The sequence below is a fragment of the Pseudomonas sp. PA-1-3F genome, assembly GCF_021609665.1.
GTDB classification, from domain to species: Bacteria; Pseudomonadota; Gammaproteobacteria; order Pseudomonadales; family Pseudomonadaceae; genus Aquipseudomonas; species Aquipseudomonas paracarnis.
In genome coordinates this window covers 49,608-67,534 of sequence record NZ_WJZD01000004.1, presented here as the reverse complement: position 1 = coordinate 67,534, position 17,927 = coordinate 49,608, and the positions used below count along the sequence as shown (strand labels likewise).

Below are 17,927 nucleotides of genomic sequence, written 5' to 3'. Positions count from 1 at the left end.
TGTGGGAGCGGGCTTGCCCGCGATGGCGCCCGTCCAGGCGCTGCATTCAGAACTGGTACTGCGCCCCAGCCCCCGCATACCACGAGCGCCCCGGCGCCGCTTCGTAGTAGCGGTTATTGCCATCCCCCACAATCACCGACCCCACGTACTGACGATCCAGCAGATTATCCAGGCGCAGGGTCTGGTGAAAGGTCCAGTGCTCTACCTTCTGCTCAAACCGTGCGCGCCAGTTGAAGACGCTGTAGGCCGGCGCGGCGTGTTGTTGGTTGGTGTCTTCTACGTAGACCTTGCTGCGGTACATGCCTTCGATGGCGGTGCTGACCCAGTCCCGTGGTTTCCAGTTCAGTTCGGCGAACAGGGTGGTTTGTGGCACGCCGGGGAGGTAGTTGCCTTTGTCGATGGTGTTGGCGCCGCTGGTAAAGTCGCTGTCGTAGGTTGCGTGCAGGCGGGTGTAGGCCAGGCTGGTGCTCCAATGGTCGCTCAGCTGGCTTTCAACACCCAGTTCGAAGCCGCGGCGCAACGTGCGACCGGCGTTCTGGTAGCTGGTACGGCCACCGATGGATTGCTGCACCACCAGTTCGTCCTCGGTGGTGATCTGGAAAATGGCGGCGTTGATCCGCGTGTTGTTCAGTTGCGCTTTCACGCCCATTTCATATTGCGTGCTTTCAGACGGCTTCAAGCCGAAGTTGAAGCCCTCGGCGTTGCCCGGTGCATAGGCCAGCTCGGCCTGAGTCGGGGTTTCAAAGCCTTTGCCTGCGCTGATGTAGGCGTGCAAGTCGGGGGTGAGCGCGTACATCACGCTCATCGAAGGGGTGTTTTTCTGGTAGGTCTTGTTGCCGCTGGCGTCGCCATTGCTCAGGAACTGATCGTCAACGTCCATTTGCATCGTGCTGTGGCGCACGCCGGCTTGCAGGGTCCAGCGGTCGAGGGCCCAGTTGGCTTGGATATACGGGTCGAGGCTGCGAGCCGTGTCGATTTCGTCGCGGCGTAGTTGGCCTTTCACGCCGAGGGTGTTGCCGCTGTAGTTCTGATAGCCATGGCGGCTGTCTTCGCTTTGGTCGAAGTCCAGGCCGGTAATGATCGTCAGCTCGCCAGGCGCGCTTTCGATGGGCTGCAGCCAGCGCACGCTGCCGCCGTAGAACTTTCGATCAAATTGCACTACGCCACCGCCGCGTTCGTTGGCGGGCGTGCCCTTGGGGATCGACAGGTACTGAATCACACTGCGCCTCCCGGTGTAGGCATTGACCTGCAAGGTCGCGCCACCGAAATACCGCTCGTAATTCATCCCCAATTGCTGATGATCGATACTTTTACGCGTGTTGTAGTTCAGCGCATTGGCGCTTACCGAGCGCGGGTCTGCCTTGTAAGCTGCCCAGGTCTGCCCCAGCGGATCCTGCGTACCGTTCTGCTCCAGGCTGCTGTAGATCAATGCCAGCTTGCTGTCGTCATCGGGCTCGACATTGAGCTTGGCGAAGGTCTGGTCGCGGCGCGCGCTGCTGTGATCCCGGTAGCCGTTGGTGTCCATGCGCGAGGCATCGAGCACAAACCCGGCGCCATTCACCGCGCCCTCGGCGCTGAGGTGGTTCTTGTTCAGGCCGTCGCTGCCCACCAGGGTTTCGGCGCCGATACGCGGCGGGCCCTCGCCGTCGCGGGAGAACATCTGGATCACGCCCCCGGCGTTGCTGCCATACAGCGTCGCCGCCGGGCCGCGCAGCACTTCGATGCGCTCGGCCGTGTCGAGGTTGAACGTCGCGGCCTGGCCCTGGCCATCCGGGGTACTGGCGGGGATGCCGTCGGCGATCAGCTTGATGCCGCGCACGCCGAATGCTGAACGGGCGCCGAAGCCTCGGGACGAGATCTGCAGGTCTTGCGCGTAATTCTGACGGTTCTGCACCACCAGGCCGGGCACGCGGGACAGGGCTTCGGAGGCGTTGATGCCGAGCTGGCCGTCACTGATCTGCTCGCGGTTGATGCCGTCCACGGAATAGGGCAAATCGAACGTCGGGCTGGCGCTGCGCGAGCCGCTGACGACGGTGGGGGCGAGGGTTAGTGGCGAGTCATCGCCTTGCACTGTGCTGCTCAAGGCCAGCAGGCCAGGCAGCAAGAGGAAAAAGCGAGCGTGCGTTTTTTTCATGAGGCAGCCAGAGTCTTGGGCACGCATAGCGAAGGCGCGCAAAAAGTGCGCAAGTTTAAACAGTCAGGTAGGTTTTATCATTTCGGATTTTTCTTACGCAATGCGGCGGCGCTTCTCAGATGAATGAGCCAATCTCTCGGTGCTAGCTTGGCTGACCGTTTGCGAGGCTAGGATATGACAAGAAAAATAATGGCTGCGCTGTGTATAAGCGTCGCTGCGCTGTTATTAAGCGGCTGTGGAACGGTTAATAGCGTCATGCGCAAAGAGGGCGACACGGCGCGTGAGCTCAGGCTCGTAAAAACCTATTGCCAATCCATTCCCCGCGCGTACAGCGGTGTGGCCTTTGATTTTTGCATGCTGCACGCGGCCCCGGACCCCACCGGGTTCCTCATACCATTCGTGCTCGTGGATATTGCGGTGTCCGCGGTTGCCGATACGGTGGTTTTACCCTATACGATTTATCGACAATCGGCCGACGGTAATATCAGCATCTATTGGCGTCCAGGCCGTTCATAAGCCTATGGATATAAGAGCACGTGCCCAGCCCATCTATTTAGTGAAAGGAGTTGTTCGTGAGTCGTGGTTTCAGAGTCCTGCTGGTTTCAACCTTGTTATTGGCCTCCGGTTGCGGAACGATCAATACCGTCTTCCGTCCGGATGCCGTGGCCAGCCAGAATCTCAAGGAGTCGCGCAGCCACTGCGAAAACGTGCCGCGTATCTACAGTGGGGTGATCTACGGCTTTTGTACCCTCAATGGCGAGCCCGCACCGGATAAAAGCCTGAAGGACCAAAACCTGCTGGATCGCCAAGGCAATGCCTTCCCGATCATCGCGATTGAATTTTTCGCCTCTGGTGTCATGGACACCCTGATGCTGCCTTATACGATCTACCGCCAGAACAAGGACGGCAGCATCGAGATCTTCCGCTAGCCCCTCTCGGCGCTTGTCGCTAACAGCTTCCCTCTGCTTTTAAGCTATAATCCCGCCCTTTAGCTGTTTCCCGCCCCGGCGGGAAACACACTTTTTTCAGGCGCGATGCGCCTGCATGCAGACTAAAAGAGGCTAGACCCCAGTGGCATTGACGATTCTTGGCCTGTCCGGCGCCCTTAGCCATGATCCTTCCGCAGCCCTGTATATCGACGGCAAGCTGATTGCGGCCGCCGAAGAAGAGCGCTTCGTACGCGACAAACATGCAAAGAACCGCATGCCCTACGAGTCGGCGAAGTTCTGCCTGGAGCAGGCTGGCATCAAGCCTTCGGACGTTGACGTGGTGGCGATCCCGTTCGCCCCGATAAGCCTGTTCGGCGAGGCGCGCTGGCACTACGCCAAGCGTTACTGGTACGCCCCGGACCGCGCCCTTGACGCGATCCTGATGGGCAACCGTCGCTACAAGCGCTATCGCAACAAGATCGTCTGGTGCCTGGAGCAACTGGGCTTCGATCCGAAGAAAATCAAGATTGAACCGGTAGAACACCACCTGGCTCACGCATCCAGCGCCTACCACTGCTCGGGCTTCCAGGAAAAAACCGCGATCCTGGGCATTGACGGCAAGGGTGAGTACGCCACTACCTTCTTTGGCTACGGCGAAAACGGCAAGATCCACAAGATCAAGGAATTCTACGATCCGGACTCCCTCGGCGGCCTGTACGGCGCAATCACCGAGTTCCTCGGTTTCGAGATGCTCGATGGTGAGTTCAAGGTCATGGGCATGGCGCCGTACGGCGATGCCAGCAAATACGACTTCTCGCGCCTGGCCTCCTTTGAAAACGGCGAACTGGTGATCAACACCGACTACGCCAACGTCATCGGCCTGCGCCGCTACAAAGAGAAGGGCAAGGGGTTCTACTTCTCGCCAAAACTGATCGAGTGGCTGGGGCCGAAACGCGAAGGCGACATCGCCGACGAACCGTACATCCACTATGCAGCCAGCATGCAGGCGCTGTTCGAAAAACTGGCCTTGCAGATGATCGACCACTACCTGGGCGACATCCTCAAGGACACCGGCAAGCTGGCCTTCGCCGGCGGCTGTGCGCTGAACGTCAAGCTGAACCAGAAAATCATTGCCCGTGACGACGTCAAAGAGCTGTTCGTACAGCCGGCTTCCGGCGATGCCGGCACCGCCGTCGGTGCGGCGGCCTACGTGTCCCATGCTCGTGGCGTACCGGTCGAGAAGATGGAACACGTCTACCTCGGCCCGTCCTACAGCAACGAAGACGTGATCGCCGCGTGCGCCAAGCACGAGAGCAAGCCGAACTGGCGCAAGATCGAAAACATGCCCAAGCGCATCGCCAAGATCATGGTCGACGGCAACCCGGTCGCCTGGTTCCAGGGCCGCATGGAGTTTGGCCCGCGTGCCTTGGGCGGTCGTTCGATCATCGGTTGCCCGAGTGCGACCGGCGTGGCGGATCGCATCAACCACCAGATCAAGTTCCGCGAGCGTTGGAGGCCTTTCTGCCCGTCGATGCTCGACACCGTTGCCCCGCAGATGATCAAGGTCGATCATCCTGCGCCGTTCATGACCTTCACCTTCGAAGTCGCCGAAGAGTGGAAGACCCGTGTACCGGAAGTGGTGCACGAAGACGGTACTTCCCGCGCCCAGGTGCTCAAGCGCGAGTACAACCCGCGCTACTACGACATGATGAAAGAGCTGGAAGTGCTGACCGGTAACGGCGTGTCCCTGAACACCTCGCTCAACCGTCGTGGCGAAGCGATGATCTGCTCGCCGACCGACGCGCTGAACATGTTCTTCGGCTCGGACCTGCAGTACCTGATCATGGAAGACATCCTGGTGGTCAAGGACGGCGTGGACCCTTATGACGCCGTGGTTTAAATGCTGAACCGCTTCCAGGGCTGGCGTGAACGTGGCTGGGCGCCTGTCGAGGCCGAGGTTTACGCCCAGGCCTGGCAGCGTTACGGCGGCAGTGTGGCGACCCATCCCCAGGTGATCGAGCGGTTGGCCGGGCTGGCGCAGATACCTGTGCGCTACCTGGGCTGGGAGCACGGTGGTGAACTCAAGGGGGCAATCGCCACCTGGGGGCGCGACCTGGCGCTGTCCAAGGATGTGCTCAAGCGCAGCGGCAAGAAAGGCCTGTTTGACCTGGGCAACGCCGAGATCATCCTGCCGATTGCTGCCGATGCGCAGCTGCCGTTGCGTCATCGTGCGCGCTACCTGTCGACGCTCAATCAAGGGCGCGTGAGCACCCTCAAGCCCCAGGCCGAGCAATTGGCCATGGCGCGTACTCCCGAAGACCTGTCGAAGAAGTTTCGCTACAACCAGCGGCGTGAACTGCGCCTGTTGGAAGAGGCGGGCGGCTTGGTAAGGGCGGTCAGTGAGTTTTCCAGCGTAGAACTGGCGGCGATCTATTGCGACCTGTTCCAGCGTCGTTGGGGCTTCCCGGCGGCGGGCGCGGCGCGTCTGGCCGAGGTGCTGGAGTTGCTCAAGGAATTCCTGTTCGGCTCGGTGCTGTTTCTGAACGACGCGCCGATTGCAGTGCAATTGGTGTATCAGGTGCAGTCCAACGAGTGGTTCAGTGCCGAGTATGTCAATGGCGGCGTCGACCCTGAAACCCGTGCATTCAGCCCTGGCAGTGTGCTGAGTTTTCTCAATACCCAAGGTGCCTGGGAGCAGGCGCGGGTGGCGAACAAGTCGCTGCGCTTCTCCTTCGGGCGTTCCGACCGTGAATACAAGGAGCGCTGGTGCAACCCGGTGCCGGTGTTCAGTGTATGAGCCGTAAACAGCAACTGCTCAAGCGCCATCGGCGTAACAAGCGTATTGCGCTATTGATCGGCGTGCTGGTGTTGGTCGCCACCGGCGTACTGGTCGCCTGGTGGTTGCCGCTGATCCTTGCGGTGCTGCTGTGGGCCGCCCATGAAGCCTGGTTTGCCGATCACCTGTTTTACTCGCCCAAAGACAGCTATGAGTACGCGTTCCCGGCCGGCAACGAACAGCCCGGCTTGCGCCTGGAGGCGGGCCGGCTGTTGCTGGATGCGCAGTTGGCGGCGGATGAAACCCTGATCGTCGGCATTGAGTTGAAAAGTACCTGGCTGGGGCGTTTCTTCGACCCTGCGGTGGACCTGTTGGGCCTGCAAAGCCCGGACCGGCAAGCCTTCGAGCGCGGCGTCGCTGGGCGGCGTTATCTGAACCTGACCGGCGCCGCCGAAGCCTTGGCCGCGGGCAAGCTCGAATTGCGCGGGCGTTTTTGCCGGATAAAGGGGCAGCCGACGCTGTGGCGCTTTCGCCAGCCGGACTATCGCCAGCAACGTGTGATGGTGATCGCGCCCCATGCCGACGATGCCGAGCTGGCTGCGTTCAGCCTTTACAGCCAGGCGACTGAAAGCTGGATCGTCACGCTGACGGCCGGTGAAATCGAAGCTGAGCATTATCAGCACATGGGCCTGCCCAAGGCTGAAGCTGCGCGCCTCAAGGGCCGTTTGCGGGCCTGGGACAGCGTCGCCGTGCCCCGCTGGGCGGGCGTGCCCGAGGCGCAGTGCGTGCAGTTGGGGTACTTCTGCATGCAATTGCAAGCCATGCAGGCCGCGCCAGATCAGCCTCAAGCCTCCCGCGAAGCCGGTTTGGCCGATACGCGGCTGTTCCGCCAGTTCAATGGTTTTGCCCTGCCTGGCGATGCTGATGGTGCACCGACCTGGCATAACCTGATCGCCGACCTGCGGGCGCTGCTGCTCAAGGCGCGGCCCCAGGTCATCGTCTTGCCCACGCCGTTGCTTGACCCTCACGCCGACCATATCTGCGCCCACGCGGCAGTGCTGGAAGCCTTGCAGGGCCTGGAGTGGCAGCCCGACACATTGCTCGGCTACGCCAATCACCTGCATGATAACGACCGCTGGCCAATGGGCGATTCCGGCGCTGGCGTGGCGCTGCCGCCACGTTTCGATGGTGCTGTGGAGCTGGTGCCGTGCAGTTTCGCCCTCGCCTTGAGCCAGCAGCAGGACAAGGCCATGGCCCTGGGCATGATGCACGACCTGCAGCCGCCAGCGCCGTTCAAGCGTCGAGTGCGTAGGTGGTTGCAGCAACTGCTGGCGGGCCGTAGTCCATCGCCCTATGGCGAGAACGAATTCTTCCGCAAGGCCGTGCGCCGTCACGAGCTGTTGTGGGTCCTGAAGCAGGACTGAGAGCCGATTGAAGGCAGGCCGTTATGCGCCTGTCGCCCTTTTTACCGGGCTGCGTGCCCGTAGCCAGATCGCTGCATGGAGAGTTATGAAGCCTCGTTTCAAGGTTTTGCAGTTACAGCCGGACTACAACGTCAAGACCCATGACTTCGCGGACTTGGGTGAGCAAATCGTCAAATCCCTGCCGGCTGAGCGCTTCGAGGTGACCTCCGGATTTCTCAGTGGGCGCCCGCTGCCCGGCCAGCCCCTGAGCGTGGCCGAGCACTCCCATTATTTCGAGCTGCCGGAAAAGTCCCTCAAGGGCATTCGCTTTGGCGCCATGTGGCAGATCTACAAGTACTGCCGCGAGCAGAAGTTCGACGTGGTCATCTGTAACCGCTTCAAGTCGGTGAACATGATGCTGTCGCTCAACCGCTGGTTGAAGATCCCGCTGTGCATCGGCATCTCCCACGGCTTTGGCGAGTACGCCCGTGGTTACCGTCGGCGTCAGACCCAGCGCTGGGTCAGCCCGGCGTGGCGTTTTGTCGGGGTGTCCGAAGCGGTCAAGGACTACCTGGTAGACCTCAACTGCGGGTTCACCCGTGAGAACACCACCTACGTCACCAATGCGATCGACATTCCCCAGGCCGAGGCTTTGCAGCTGTCTCGTGAGGACGCGCGCAAGGCCCTGGGCCTGCCAACGGATGCACGGATGATCGGCGCCCTGGGCCGCCTCGTGCCGATCAAGGGCCATACCCACCTGCTGCAAGCCTTCGCCACGCTCAAGGACAAATACCCTGAGGCGCAGGTGGGGATTATTGGTTCCGGCCGTGCCGAAGCCGACCTGCGTGCCGACATCGAGCGCCTGGGCCTGACCGGCCGTGCGCACTTGCTGGGCTTTCGCGAAGACGGCATGAAGTACGTGCGTGGCTTCGATATCTGGACCATGCCGTCGCTGTTCGAAGGTCTGGGCCTGGCCTTGCTGGAAGGCATGAGCGGCCATCTGCCGGTGATTGCCTCCAACGGCCCGGCGATGCTGCCACTGGTGCAGGGCGCGGGCGGCTTGTCCCATGATCCGGGCAACGTCGAACAATTGGCTGCGGCCCTGGACACTTACCTGGCCATGAGCGATGAACAATTGCGCGCCAAGGGTGAGGAGGTGTTCCGCTATCTGGAGGCCAACCACACCCTCGATGAGTTCAAGCACAAGTACCTGACCCTGATTGAAACCGGTTTGCGTGAAGTAGGTAGAGCATGAATCAGCCACAACCCCTGGTCTCGGTGATCATCGCTTCCTACAACCATGGCCAGTACATCGAGCAAAGCATTCTTAGCGTGCTGGGGCAGACCTACCCCAATATCGAGCTGTTGGTAGTCGACGACGGCTCCAAGGATGACAGCGTCGAACGCATCCAGCGCTTGCAGGCCGAGCACGGCTTTGATTTCCAGGTGCAGCAGAACCAAGGGCTCAGCGCGACCTTGAACGGTGCGATTGCTCGCGCCAAGGGTAGCCTCATCGCACCGTTCGGCTCGGATGACATCATGTTGCCGGACCGTATTGCCACCCAGGTGGCGTATATGGACGGCAAGCCGAAGGTGGGCATGTGTGCTGGCAATATCGAGCTGATCGACGGGGATGGCAACCTGCACCCGGAGAAGAAACAGCGTCGCGACGTGCCGTTTCGACGTCTGGACTTCGATGACCTCTTCCTGGACCGCAAGCCGTTTCCACCGGCGCCGACCATGCTGATTCGTCGCGAAGTGCTGGAGGAGGTCGGTGGTTTCGACCCGCAGATTCCCCTGGAAGACTTGCTGATCCAACTGAAGATCACGGCGGCGGGCTACACCATTGACGCCCTTGACGTGGTGATGGCCAAGTATCGCCAGCACGCCAGCAACACGTACAAGAACCACCGCTACATGATCCAGAACATCCTCAAGACCTACGCCAAGTTCAGCGAGCACCCGGCCTATGACGCGGTTCGCTACAACTTCCTGAACTCGATGTTTCTCAAGACCGCCGACCGCGACCGCCCGTTGGCGCGGGAGGTTCTCAAGCAGATCCCTTTGAAGTTCTGGGGGCGCAAGACCTTGCGCGGGCTGGTGCGGTTGTATCTGGCGCCGCTCAAGAACTGAACCAACGCCGCACCCTGTAGGAGCGAGCAAGCTCGCTCCTACAGGTGTTTACAGGCTTTGGACCTGCTCGCGGATTTTTGCAGTGGCGGCTGGGCTCGCCTCCGAGGCGTAACCTTTGACCAGTTGTTCGAAATGCGTTTCGAACAGCCAGTTGCGATCCTGAGGATAACGTTGCATGTGGCGCAGGTTACGTTGGCGCAAGGCGTAACGCAGTGAAGACGGGTAGATGCGCAGGTCAGCCACGTCGATCAGGGCGAACTCACCGTCGTCCATCAACAACACGTTACCCAAGTGCAGCGAGCGGAAGTACACGCCGCGCTCGTGCAGTTGCGCCATGAACCGTCCAAAGCGCTCAACCAGTGATTCACGCAGGCTGCTGTCCAGGCTTTGCAGCGCTTGGCGCAACGTCAGCCCGGGCAACGGCGTGTAGCGCACTGCGCTGCTGGCATCGCTCAGGCGATAGAGCCCGAGGATGTGCGGCGTAGGAATGCCCAGGGTGCGCAGTTGCTCGCTGTTGCTGGCAAAGCGCTCGGAGTACGGGTTGAAGCTGCCGGAGGTGTACCAGCGGCGTGGGCGGAACAGCTTCAGGAAACTGCCGTCCTCCAGGCGCAGAACTTTGGGCCCCAGGCCATCGGCCTCAATCACATGGGCGTTGCTGCAAAGCTGTTCAAACGCTGCGGGCTTGAGGTTCTGCACCGGCATGCGCAGCAGGCTGCGATGGCGCTGGGCGAGGCTCAGGCCGGTGATAATTGCCAACGGAATCCACAGCAGGAACCAGTGCTCCTTAGGGCGCGACAGAATGCCGCCGCCCTCGGTCAGGCCCGCACCGATGCCGTAGGCCAGCAGTGACGAAGCCAGGATGAACAGCGGCTGGGCGCGTTGCTGCAGGCCTTTGTATAAGCCCCAAACGAGCATGAAGGCCCATGGGATGAAACCGATGATGCCGACGTAATAGAGCACGCCAAGGGCGAAGCTGTGGGTTTCGCGTAGTTGAAGGCCATCCGACACTGTGAGAAACAGCTCCGAGTCGTAGCTATGCCCGATCCATGGATGTTCGGCGATAAGCTGCAGAGACATGCTCCACAGTTCGAAGCGAAACGAGCTGCCGCGTTTGGTGATCAATTCGGGGTGGAGCAACAGGAGTCCGGCAGCACCCACGGCCATGCCGATAATGAGCAGTGCCGCACGGCGGTTGCGGCTTACGAAACTCATCCACAGGATGGCCAGCGTCAGCGCCACCAGTGGCGTGCGTGAGCCGGTCGCCAGCACCGCAGTGGTCATGACCGCCAGGGCCGGAACGCTGAACCACAGCACCTTGAGACGCTGGGTAGTCATGCAGACATACAGCCAGTACACCGTGAAAAAGCCAAACAGATGCGAGCTGAGCAGTGGGTTGTCGAGGGCGCCCAGGCCGCCGATCATGCGCATGCCGGGCGAATAACCCTTGGCGAACGCCACCAGGTTACCCAGGCTGACCACCAGCGCAATCACCGCAGCGCTGAAGAAGATCGGCTTGAACAATTCGTTGCGGTAATGCAGCAGCAGACCGCAGCCGCCAAACAGCATGAAGGTATTCAATGGTCGCTTGAACAGGTCAGTATCGGAACTGGGCGCCGGGCTCCAGAGCAGACTGGTCAACGCCCAGGCGGAGAACGCCAGGAACGCGATTGCCAGGGGCTCGCGCAGCAGGTCCTTGAATTCCCGAGGGCGCATGCACAACAGAAACAAGGTCGGTACGCTGAACAGGATGTAGACAATGCGGTGCAGTACATTGCGATTGCCGACAAAGAACAGTGCACTCAGGAGCAGCAGCAAGCCAACAGGCAAAATCCATAGGACCAGGAAGTCGAAAACGCGATTTGAGCCATAGGTAAGGCGCTTGGAGTGCATACAGTAAAGCCATTCCAGAAATAGAAAGCCGACCATCTTAAGCTAGTGGCTAAGTAATGTCGCCGGTAGGATCCAACCGGGCCGCGGCTTACGCCGGGTGCAAGTACAACAGAGAAGCTGTGCTAAAGTCAGCCTCCTTTTTCAAAACGCCGCGTGATATGACCGACTCCAGTCCGAGCGCAAGCCCTTCGAGCTTGAAAATATACTTCCGCCTGCTCAGTTACGTTAAGCCCTATATGGGCTTGTTCGCGTTGAGTATCCTTGGATTTCTGATTTTCGCGTCGACCCAACCGATGTTGGGTTACATCCTCAAGTACTTTGTCGACGGTCTCTCCAATCCGGAAGCTGTGCTGTTCCCGACCGTGCCCTTTTTGCGCGACCTGCAATTGCTGCAGGCAGTGCCGCTGCTGATCATCTTGATCGCGGCCTGGCAGGGCCTTGGTTCGTTCCTGGGCAACTACCTGTTGGCCAAGGTCTCCCTGGGTCTGGTCCACGACTTGCGGGTACAACTGTTCAACAACCTGCTGACGCTGCCCAACCGCTACTTCGATAACCACAACTCCGGGCATCTGATTTCCCGCATCACCTTCAACGTGACCATGGTCACGGGGGCCGCGACCGATGCTATCAAGGTGGTGATCCGCGAAGGCATGACGGTGATCTTCCTGTTCGCTTCCTTGCTGTACATGAACTGGCGCCTGACGTTGGTAATGATCGCGATCCTGCCGTTGATTGCCGTGATGGTCAGTACCGCCAGCAAGAAATTCCGCAAGCAGAGCAAGAAGATCCAGGTGGCCATGGGCGACGTGACCCACGTGGCCTCGGAGACCATCCAGGGCTACCGCGTGGTGCGCAGCTTCGGCGGCGAAGTCTACGAACAGAAGCGCTTTTTCAAGGCCAGCCAGAGCAACACCAACAAGCAACTGCGCATGACCCGCACCGGGGCGATCTACACCCCGGCGCTGCAATTGGTGATCTACTCCGCCATGGCAGTACTGATGTTCCTGGTGCTGTACCTGCGTGGCGACGCCTCGGCGGGTGACATGGTGGCCTACATCACTCTGGCGGGCTTGTTGCCCAAGCCGATCCGCCAGCTCTCGGAGGTCAGCTCGACTATTCAGAAAGGTGTGGCGGGCGCCGAAAGCATCTTCGAACAGCTGGACGAAGACGTTGAGGTCGACCACGGCACTCTCGAACGCGACAAGGTCAGCGGTCGCCTGGAAGTGCGTCACCTGAACTTCACCTACCCTGGCACCGATCGCCATGTGCTCAAGGACATCAGCTTCACCGCCGAGCCTGGGCAGATGATCGCCCTGGTGGGTCGTTCGGGCAGCGGCAAGTCGACCCTGGCCAGCCTGATCCCGCGTTTCTACCACCATGAAAGCGGTGAAATTCTGCTCGATGGCATCGAGATCGAAGACTACAAGCTGCTCAACCTGCGCAAGCATATTGCCCAGGTTACCCAGCACGTGACCCTGTTCAGCGACACCGTGACCAACAACATCGCCTACGGCGACCTGGCCGGTGCGCCTCGTGCCGACGTTGAGGCGGCGGCGGCGGATGCCAACGCCAAGGACTTCATCGATCAGTTGCCCAAGGGCTTCGATACCCAGGTGGGTGAGAACGGTGTGCTGTTGTCCGGCGGCCAGCGCCAGCGCTTGGCGATTGCCCGTGCGTTGCTCAAGAATGCGCCGTTGCTGATCCTCGACGAGGCCACTTCGGCCCTTGATACCGAGTCCGAGCGGCATATCCAGGCGGCACTCGATAAGGTCATGCAAGGCCGCACGACCTTGGTGATCGCACACCGCTTGTCCACCATCGAGAAGGCTGACCTGATCCTGGTGATGGATGACGGGCGGATTGTCGAGCGCGGTACCCATGGCGAGTTGTTGGCGCAGAACGGCTATTACGCCCGCCTGCATGCCATGGGCCTGGATGCACCGGTGCAGGCTGATATCACCTGATCCACCCGGCATCACGGGGTAAATGAAATGTGGGAGCGAGCTTGCTCGCGAAAAACTTCAACGATGACCCGCGCTTCCTGAATAAATGCGGCGTCTGTAAGTTTCTCGCGAGCAAGCTCGCTCCTACAGAGAGCAAATCCCCTCCCACATTTGCCCTGCGGTGGTCGCAAGCCATCGCAAACCCTGTGCTAATATCGCGCCCCTGTTCATTTTGTATGTGGGTTGCTCCATGAAGTTGTCCATGCCGCGATTCAATCAAGCCGCTGTCTTGGTGGTCGGCGATGTCATGCTCGACCGTTACTGGCATGGTGGTACCTCACGGATTTCCCCTGAGGCTCCGGTACCGGTCGTCAAGGTCGAGCAAATCGAAGACCGCCCAGGTGGCGCTGCCAACGTCGCGCTCAATATTGCCGCCCTCGGCGCCCCGGCCTCCCTGGTGGGGGTGACCGGCGACGACGAAGCGGCCGAAAGCCTGGCCAACAGCCTGCAGGGCGCCGGCGTGCGTGCGTTGTTTCAGCGCATCGCCCATCAGCCGACGATCGTCAAGCTGCGGGTCATGAGCCGTCATCAGCAGTTGCTGCGTATCGATTTTGAAGAACCCTTCGCCACCGACGCCCTGGCCCTTGGCGACCAGGTCGACGCGCTGCTCGACGGTATCAAGGTGCTGGTGTTGTCCGACTACGGCAAAGGCGCCTTGCAGAATCACCAGGTGTTGATCCAGGCCGCCAAGGCTCGCAACATTCCGGTGCTGGCCGATCCCAAGGGCAAGGACTTCTCTGTTTACCGAGGCGCCAGCCTGCTCACGCCCAACCTCAGTGAGTTCGAAACCATCGTCGGCGGTTGCGCTGATGAGCACGAACTGGTGAGCAAGGGCGCGGCGCTGATGGCCGATCTCGACTTGGGCGCCTTGCTGGTGACCCGTGGCGAGCACGGCATGACCCTGTTGCGTCCGGGCCATCCGGCGATGCACCTGCCAGCGCGTGCCCGTGAAGTGTTTGACGTTACGGGCGCCGGTGACACGGTAATCTCTACTCTGGCTGCGTCTATCGCGGCTGGCGAGGAACTGCCCCACGCCGTGGCCTTGGCTAACCTGGCCGCGGGCATTGTGGTGGGCAAGCTGGGTACTGCAGCCATCAGCGCACCTGAGTTGCGCCGTGCGATCCAGCGTTCCGAAGGCTCGGAGCGCGGTGTGCTGGGCCTGGAGCAGTTGCTGCTGGCAATTGACGATGCTCGAGCTCACAACGAAAGCATTGTGTTCACCAACGGCTGCTTTGACATCCTGCACGCCGGGCATGTGACGTACCTGGAGCAGGCAAGCGCCCAAGGCGATCGCTTGATCGTTGCGGTCAACGATGACGCTTCGGTCAGCCGCTTGAAAGGTCCTGGCCGCCCGATCAACAGTGTTGACCGGCGCATGGCGGTACTCGCGGGCCTGGGCGCGGTGGACTGGGTGATCAGCTTCTCCGAAGGCACCCCGGAAAACCTGTTGGCCCAGGTCAAGCCCGACGTGCTGGTCAAGGGTGGTGACTACACTGTCGATCAGGTAGTCGGTGCGGACATCGTCAGCGCCTACGGCGGCACGGTCAAAGTGCTGGGGTTGGTTGAAAACAGCTCCACCACTGCGATTGTCGAGAAGATCCGCAACAACGAGTGATACCCCGTGGGGCGAGCCTGCTCGCCCCTAGCTTTTCTTCGGCACGATCTTGCGCAGCATCTGCCGTGCCTTGCCGGTCAAGCGCTTGAGCTTGGAGTCTTTTTCCGGTTCTGCCAGGCCCTGCTGCCTGAGCCAATCCTTCCAGCGAATCCGCTCATCGCGCACCAGCCATCCCTCTTGCTGGGCAAAACTTTCCGCCAGATAGAGGCCGCGCGTGCTGGCCGGGTACAGTTGGTCTTTCTTGACCGTGTACAACTCTGCCAGTGGCTCGCCATCTTTGAGCGGCATCAAGTACAGGTCCGGGCGCTGACGGTCCAGGCGCGCCACCAGTTGGTCACCCTCCAAACGCTCATCCACATGAAACAAGCTGAGGGACTTGGCTTCCTTCGGCACTTCCAGGCGCAGGTCATAAATCAATTGCAGCGAGGCGGTCGGCAGGTGCACGTAGGCCCGTGGCCGCTCGATCAGTTGCATGGTGGCGCAGCGCACCGGGCGTGCGGCCCCAGACAAAGGGCTCAGGCGAAACGGCAGGGCCTCGCGGTAATGCAAAGCTGCGGAGTAGGGCGCCGGCAGCCAGGTGTCGTTGAAGCGCCCGCCGAGCCAGCCTTCTGGGGTTTCGAGCAGACACTCTTCGGCAATTTCCTGGATGGCGGTGTGCAGCGGCAGGTTCAGTTCATGGGCCGGGACGTAGCCGGAGATCAGCTTGAGCACAACATCGCCACGGTCCTGGCGGCGTTGGCGCACCAGCACCCAGTAGTCCTTGTTTTGCCAGTGCAGGGTCAGGCGTACCGAGACGCCGAGGTTCGCCAGTTCCAGGGCGAAGCGTTCGGCATCTGGTACCTCGACCGGCTTGCGCCGTTGCAGGGTCTGGGCGAAGTTGAGCGGCATGCCGACGCTCTGGTAGCTCAGGCCTTCGGGGGTGGCTTCGACGTGCAGCGGCAGTGTCTTGAAGTTGCTGGGGTTCTTTCTTATGAGCGTACGCGGCATGTCGGCTCCTTCTTGCGACGGGGTCGGCCGCGTGGGCGGCATCAGAGTTGACGAATGACCCGGGCAGCAGTTGCTACGTTATGGGCCAGGTGCAGCGGATTAATGGTCCCGACAATAGCACTGGCGACGCCCGTTTGCGCGAACAACAAGGTGAAACTGGCCTGAATTGGATCCATTCCCGGTTCCAGGCATACGTGGCCGCTGGCCAGCGCCTTTTTCACCAGGATGCCCTTGCCGTGGGCGGCCGCATAGTCGATCACGGCCTTCTCAGCCTGTTCGTTGAGGTTGTAGGTGACCATCGCACAGTCGCCCTGCTCCAGCGCTTTCACCCCGCCTTCGACGGTTTTGCCGGAGAAGCCGAAACCGCGGATCTTGCCGTCTTTCTTCAGCTGCGCCAGGGTCTGGTAAACCTCGCAATCATTGAGGATATGCAAGTCGTTGCCGTCGGAGTGCACCAGCACCAGGTCGATAAAATCCGTTTCAAGTCGTTTCAGGCTGCGTTCAATCGACATTCGCGTATGGGCCGCGCTGAAATCGTGGTGGGACACGCCATTGGCAAACTCTTCGCCAACCTTGCTGACGATTACCCAGTCCTTGCGCTGGTCACGCAGCAGCGGCCCCAGGCGCTCTTCGCTCATGCCGTAGGCCGGCGCGGTGTCGATCAGGTTGATGCCCAGCTCGCGGGCCTGGCGCAACAACATGCGGGCGTCGTCGTCGCCAGGGATCTGAAAGCCGTTGGGATATTTCACCCCTTGGTCGCGGCCCAACTTGACGGTGCCCAGGCCCAGGGGCGACACCAGCAGGCCGGTGCTGCCCAGGGGGCGATGCAGGTCGTGCAGGGTTGGCAGGCTCATGGCAACAGTTGCTCCCAGGCGGGTTGGCCGATTGCCGGGGTTGGCAGTTCGGGCAGAGGGGCGCTGGCGCTGGGGCGTATGCCGTCGCGCTCCAGGGCGTGGAGTACGCGGTCGGCGAAGTCCGGCGCCAGGGCCAGTTTGGTGGGCCAGCCCACCAGCAGACGGCCGTCTTCGGCAAGGAACGCGTTATCGGGACGGCTCAGCCCCGATTGCAGCGGCTCGGCGCGATCCACCCGCAGGGTGGCCCACTGAGTCTGGCTCATGTCGATCCAGGGCAGCAGTTGCGCCAGCTCTTTTTGCGCGGTGGCGATCTGTTCTTGCGGCGTACGCGCCACACCGTCAGCCTCGGCGATATCGCCGCCCATGTACCACACCCAGTTGCCGTCGGCGGCCGGGTGGGTGGTTACGGTGATCCGCGGCTTGGTGCCGCCGCCCAGGCAGTGGGCGTACAGCGGCTTGAGGCCGGGGCCTTTGGCGATGATCATGTGCAGCGGGCGTTTTTGCATGGCCGGCTGGCTATGGCCCAGGGCGGCGAGCAAGTCTGCCGTGCCGCCGCCAGCGCTCAGGACTATGCGTTGGGCGCGGATTTCACGGCCATCGACCTTCAAGCCCACCAGGGTGCCACCCTCCAGCAACGGTTCGATGTGCTGACCAGCAAGCAGACCGTCACCGGCCAATTGCGCCAGGCGGTTGATCAGGCTGGGCACGTCCACCACCAGCTCGGCCAGGCGATAGACCTTGCCTTTGAAGCGACGGTCCTGCAGCGCCAGGGGCAGTTCGTCGCCCTTGACCTGATCGACGCGGCCACGCACGGCCTTGCTGGCAAAAAAGCTGGTGAGGTTGCCGGCAATCGTGCCGGGCGACCACAAGTAATGCGCCTGGGACAGCACGCGCACACCGGACAGGTCCAGCTCGCCGCTGCCGGCCAGGGCTTCACGCCAGCGGCGCGGCATATCGGCAATGGCTTCGGAGGCGCCGGTGAGCGCGCCATGCAAGGCGTATTTCGCACCGCCGTGAATGATCCCCTGGGACTTCAGGCTTTGCCCGCCGCCCAGGGTGGCGCTTTCCACCAGTACCGTGGAAAACCCCTGGCCGCGCAGGCGCGCATTGAGCCAGAGGCCGGCAACCCCGGCGCCGACAATCAGAACGTCGGTGGAAATAACGGATGGCATCGGCGACCTCAGTGTTCAAGACAAGAGGCGC

General features: G+C 61.2%; 14 protein-coding genes. 9 read left to right on the top strand and 5 right to left on the bottom strand.

The window, feature by feature from the left end:
• Positions 1-46: 46 nt before the first annotated feature.
• A complete protein-coding gene (locus GIV26_RS03810) occupies positions 47-2,134 on the bottom strand; it encodes a TonB-dependent receptor family protein (RefSeq protein WP_236279523.1) in 2,088 nt (695 codons plus the stop codon).
• A 189-nt stretch (positions 2,135-2,323) separates the two neighbouring features.
• Here GIV26_RS03810 and GIV26_RS03805 point away from each other — a divergent pair, with 189 nt between their 5' ends.
• The 7 genes from GIV26_RS03805 (at position 2,324) to GIV26_RS03775 (ending at position 9,375) form a co-directional block, all read left to right on the top strand.
• The gene (locus GIV26_RS03805; protein ID WP_127880472.1) at positions 2,324-2,650 is read left to right on the top strand and encodes a YceK/YidQ family lipoprotein; all 327 of its coding nucleotides are present in this window, start codon (positions 2,324-2,326) and stop codon (positions 2,648-2,650) included.
• A 56-nt stretch (positions 2,651-2,706) separates the two neighbouring features.
• On the top strand, positions 2,707-3,063 hold the full coding sequence (locus GIV26_RS03800; protein WP_236279522.1) for a YceK/YidQ family lipoprotein: 357 nt from the start codon (positions 2,707-2,709) through the stop codon (positions 3,061-3,063).
• Between the two features lie 142 nt (positions 3,064-3,205).
• On the top strand, positions 3,206-4,963 hold the full coding sequence (locus GIV26_RS03795; protein ID WP_014716634.1) for a carbamoyltransferase family protein: 1,758 nt from the start codon (positions 3,206-3,208) through the stop codon (positions 4,961-4,963).
• Complete coding sequence (locus tag GIV26_RS03790; RefSeq protein WP_236279521.1) at positions 4,964-5,860, top strand: GNAT family N-acetyltransferase; 897 nt, start codon at positions 4,964-4,966, stop codon at positions 5,858-5,860.
• A complete protein-coding gene (locus GIV26_RS03785; protein WP_186526783.1) occupies positions 5,857-7,263 on the top strand; it encodes a PIG-L deacetylase family protein in 1,407 nt (468 codons plus the stop codon). Before GIV26_RS03790 ends, GIV26_RS03785 begins: the two co-directional genes overlap by 4 nt.
• Before the next feature lie 85 nt (positions 7,264-7,348).
• Positions 7,349-8,497, top strand: coding sequence for a glycosyltransferase family 4 protein (locus GIV26_RS03780; protein ID WP_057975427.1), 1,149 nt, complete (start codon positions 7,349-7,351; stop codon positions 8,495-8,497).
• Positions 8,494-9,375 (top strand): glycosyltransferase, encoded by an 882-nt coding sequence (locus GIV26_RS03775; RefSeq protein ID WP_054896247.1) that lies wholly within the window; start codon positions 8,494-8,496, stop codon positions 9,373-9,375. Before GIV26_RS03780 ends, GIV26_RS03775 begins: the two co-directional genes overlap by 4 nt.
• Before the next feature lie 48 nt (positions 9,376-9,423).
• On the opposite strand, the gene GIV26_RS03770 is transcribed toward GIV26_RS03775, so the two are convergent.
• Positions 9,424-11,265: a bifunctional O-antigen ligase/aminoglycoside phosphotransferase family protein gene (locus GIV26_RS03770; RefSeq protein WP_236279520.1), complete on the bottom strand. Its 1,842-nt coding sequence runs from the start codon at positions 11,263-11,265 to the stop codon at positions 9,424-9,426.
• A 158-nt stretch (positions 11,266-11,423) separates the two neighbouring features.
• On the opposite strand from GIV26_RS03770, the gene msbA reads away from it, so the two are divergent.
• Positions 11,424-13,229, top strand: a complete 1,806-nt coding sequence (gene msbA, locus GIV26_RS03765) for a lipid A export permease/ATP-binding protein MsbA (RefSeq protein WP_014716640.1) — start codon at positions 11,424-11,426, stop codon at positions 13,227-13,229.
• 229 nt (positions 13,230-13,458) lie between these two features.
• Complete coding sequence (hldE, locus tag GIV26_RS03760; protein ID WP_116666257.1) at positions 13,459-14,883, top strand: bifunctional D-glycero-beta-D-manno-heptose-7-phosphate kinase/D-glycero-beta-D-manno-heptose 1-phosphate adenylyltransferase HldE; 1,425 nt, start codon at positions 13,459-13,461, stop codon at positions 14,881-14,883.
• 27 nt (positions 14,884-14,910) lie between these two features.
• On the opposite strand, the gene GIV26_RS03755 is transcribed toward hldE, so the two are convergent.
• The 3 genes from GIV26_RS03755 to GIV26_RS03745 are packed head-to-tail and all read right to left on the bottom strand — an operon-like array spanning position 14,911 to position 17,896.
• On the bottom strand, positions 14,911-15,870 hold the full coding sequence (locus tag GIV26_RS03755; RefSeq protein WP_003188010.1) for a hypothetical protein: 960 nt from the start codon (positions 15,868-15,870) through the stop codon (positions 14,911-14,913).
• 41 nt (positions 15,871-15,911) lie between these two features.
• Positions 15,912-16,724, bottom strand: coding sequence for an aldo/keto reductase (locus GIV26_RS03750; RefSeq protein WP_034125629.1), 813 nt, complete (start codon positions 16,722-16,724; stop codon positions 15,912-15,914).
• Complete coding sequence (locus GIV26_RS03745) at positions 16,721-17,896, bottom strand: NAD(P)/FAD-dependent oxidoreductase (protein WP_057975429.1); 1,176 nt, start codon at positions 17,894-17,896, stop codon at positions 16,721-16,723. Before GIV26_RS03745 ends, GIV26_RS03750 begins: the two co-directional genes overlap by 4 nt.
• Positions 17,897-17,927 lie beyond the last annotated feature (31 nt).

Bases quoted from the DNA above. Each gene is read 5' to 3' on its own strand.
- GIV26_RS03750 (WP_034125629.1), bottom strand. From the start codon at position 16,724: ATGAGCCTGCCAACCCTGCACGACCTGCATCGCCCCCTGGGCAGCACC.
- GIV26_RS03780 (WP_057975427.1), top strand. From the start codon at position 7,349: ATGAAGCCTCGTTTCAAGGTTTTGCAGTTACAGCCGGACTACAACGTC.
- GIV26_RS03785 (WP_186526783.1), top strand. From the start codon at position 5,857: ATGAGCCGTAAACAGCAACTGCTCAAGCGCCATCGGCGTAACAAGCGT.
- GIV26_RS03805 (WP_127880472.1), top strand. From the start codon at position 2,324: ATGGCTGCGCTGTGTATAAGCGTCGCTGCGCTGTTATTAAGCGGCTGT.
- GIV26_RS03755 (WP_003188010.1), bottom strand. From the start codon at position 15,870: ATGCCGCGTACGCTCATAAGAAAGAACCCCAGCAACTTCAAGACACTG.
- GIV26_RS03745 (WP_057975429.1), bottom strand. From the start codon at position 17,896: ATGCCATCCGTTATTTCCACCGACGTTCTGATTGTCGGCGCCGGGGTT.
- msbA (WP_014716640.1), top strand. From the start codon at position 11,424: ATGACCGACTCCAGTCCGAGCGCAAGCCCTTCGAGCTTGAAAATATAC.
- GIV26_RS03775 (WP_054896247.1), top strand. From the start codon at position 8,494: ATGAATCAGCCACAACCCCTGGTCTCGGTGATCATCGCTTCCTACAAC.
- hldE (WP_116666257.1), top strand. From the start codon at position 13,459: ATGAAGTTGTCCATGCCGCGATTCAATCAAGCCGCTGTCTTGGTGGTC.
- GIV26_RS03810 (WP_236279523.1), bottom strand. From the start codon at position 2,134: ATGAAAAAAACGCACGCTCGCTTTTTCCTCTTGCTGCCTGGCCTGCTG.
- GIV26_RS03770 (WP_236279520.1), bottom strand. From the start codon at position 11,265: ATGCACTCCAAGCGCCTTACCTATGGCTCAAATCGCGTTTTCGACTTC.
- GIV26_RS03790 (WP_236279521.1), top strand. From the start codon at position 4,964: ATGCTGAACCGCTTCCAGGGCTGGCGTGAACGTGGCTGGGCGCCTGTC.